This is a genomic window from Rheinheimera sp. (assembly GCF_036568245.1).
In the GTDB taxonomy this organism is placed as follows: domain Bacteria; phylum Pseudomonadota; class Gammaproteobacteria; order Enterobacterales; family Alteromonadaceae; genus Alishewanella.
In genome coordinates this window covers 1-2,055 of sequence record NZ_DATCSY010000017.1, presented here as the reverse complement: position 1 = coordinate 2,055, position 2,055 = coordinate 1, and the positions used below count along the sequence as shown (strand labels likewise).

Annotated in this window: 3 protein-coding genes; all 3 read right to left on the bottom strand. The window is 52.0% G+C overall.

The features are described from left to right. Positions 1–508, bottom strand: a 508-nt coding sequence (locus tag VIN66_RS00720; RefSeq protein WP_331922208.1) for a hypothetical protein, incomplete at its 3' end; no start/stop codon positions are given. Positions 509–623: 115 nt separating this feature from the next. Continuing rightward, on the bottom strand, positions 624–1,088 hold the full coding sequence (gene fliJ, locus VIN66_RS00715) for a flagellar export protein FliJ (protein ID WP_331922207.1): 465 nt from the start codon (positions 1,086–1,088) through the stop codon (positions 624–626). Next, the coding region (locus VIN66_RS00710) for a FliI/YscN family ATPase (protein ID WP_331922206.1) at positions 1,085–2,055 on the bottom strand (971 nt) is incomplete at its 5' end. The genes VIN66_RS00710 and fliJ, both read right to left, overlap by 4 nt.

Here is a 2,055-nt window from a genome sequence, read left to right as displayed (position 1 = left end):
AGTCTGTTTCGGCGTTGTTATCAGCACCAGTTGCCGCTGCCGCCATCTCGCCACTGGCTTCTTGTTGCGCGGCTGCGGCATTTAATCTGGCCATTTGCGCTATATCCTGCCCCGACTTTTTATCTGCCGCGGATAGCTCTTGCTCTGATTTCTGCTCTGCAGACTCCGCCTTAGCAGAGCGGCTTTTATCTTTTAGGGCCAACTGCTCGAGCAAGCTGGCGGCAAGTAATGTATCTTCTGTGCTGTCTGCACTGGTGGCTTCTTCACTACTTGCTGCCATACCAGCACTTTGCAACGCCTGACTGATACCTGAAAGCGGGCCTACAGCGGCAGGCAACTGCCGTAGTTTGGCGTCGGCATGGTCGTTTTTTGCCGGTTGAACCAGCTCACCGAACATAGAACCGAACACCGCACCGTCACCATCACTGCCGCCATCAGCTTTAGCACTGTCTGATTTGAGCGAGGTATCGGTGCTCAATAGCATTGATATTTGTAAGCCCTGCGTCATGCTTATCTCCCGTGCCTGCTATATTAGAATACAGCTATGGCGTGTTACTGCTCATCTGGCAGTTTGCCGTTTTAACGGCCGCTACCTTTATTACGTTTCAATCAACATTCAATTTTCAGGCCAGATTTTCATCCTGCTGGGCCGCCAGCCGGCGCATAAATAGCTGATTGGCATACTCGTCAGCATTTTTTTGCTCTTGCTTTAACTGCCTTTGCAGTTCTGCAACGTTGTTACGCTCAACCAGCAACTCCAGCGCCTTGCGTTTCTTTTGCATGGCTAACCAGCTTTGTTTTCGCTGCTCGGCCGCCGCACGCGCCTGATGTACTGCCCGCCCTTGCTGTAAGATGGCCTGATCCAACTTGCCGATAAAGTTGACAAATTGGGTGTACTGCCGGCTTTGTAAACCAGCACTGCCCTGTTGCTGACTTTGTTGAATATATTCGGTGCGATAATTTGCCAGCCCCTGATACTTCTGTTCCTGCTGCTGATAAAACTGCTGGGCCGAGACAAACTGCGCCTGCAGCTTTTCTTCTCTTTCCTGCTGAATTTTAATCAGCATCGAAAAGCGCTTGTTAATCATGCAGTGTTACTCCTTGCTACCGGTGCCAACTGGCTCAGCGCCTGCAGGCTGTCATCGTAGGCGACAACATCATGCATGCCCTGTTGCAAAAACCGGTTGATATTGGGCATCATTGCTATGGCTTTATCTAACTGAGGATCGCTACCGCGCACATAAGCACCGATGGCAATCAGGTCTTTACTTTGCTGATAACTGGAATATAGCTGTTTTACTGAACGGGCCATTTGCTGATGTTCGTTGCTGGTCACAGACGGCATTACGCGGCTTATCGACTTTTCGATATCAACAGCAGGGAAATGCCCACTGTCGGCCAATGAACGCGACAACACTATATGGCCGTCCAAAATAGCGCGTGAAGCATCGGCTATCGGGTCCTGCAAATCATCGCCTTCCGACAATACAGTGTAAAACGCCGTAATAGATCCCTGGCTGCCACTACCGTTGCCAGCACGCTCAACCAGTGCCGGTAATTTGGCGAACACCGAAGGCGGGTAACCTTTTGTCGCCGGCGGTTCACCCACAGCCAGCGCAATTTCGCGCTGCGCCTGCGCATAGCGGGTAATCGAGTCAATAAGCAGCAGTACATCCAGCCCCTGATCGCGAAAATACTCCGCCACCTGCACTGCGGTTTCACAACCTTTTAACCGCATTAACGGCGAGACATCAGCAGGCGCAGCTATAACCACAGAACGCGCCTTGCCTTCATCCCCCAGGATCTCATCGATAAACTCTTTTACTTCGCGTCCGCGCTCGCCAACCAACCCGACAACGATCACATCTGCCGAGGTACCCCGCGTCATCATGCCTAGCAGCACACTTTTACCTACGCCCGAGCCGGCAAATAGGCCCATACGCTGGCCTTTACCTACCGTCAGAATACTGTTTACTGCCCGCACACCTACGTCAAGCGGCTGCTTTATCGGCCGTCTGTGCAGTGGGTTTATCGGTTTACCTTTAATACCGCCGT

Coding starts and splice junctions, on each gene's coding strand:
- fliJ (WP_331922207.1), bottom strand. CDS start 1,088: ATGATTAACAAGCGCTTTTCGATGCTGATTAAAATTCAGCAGGAAAGA.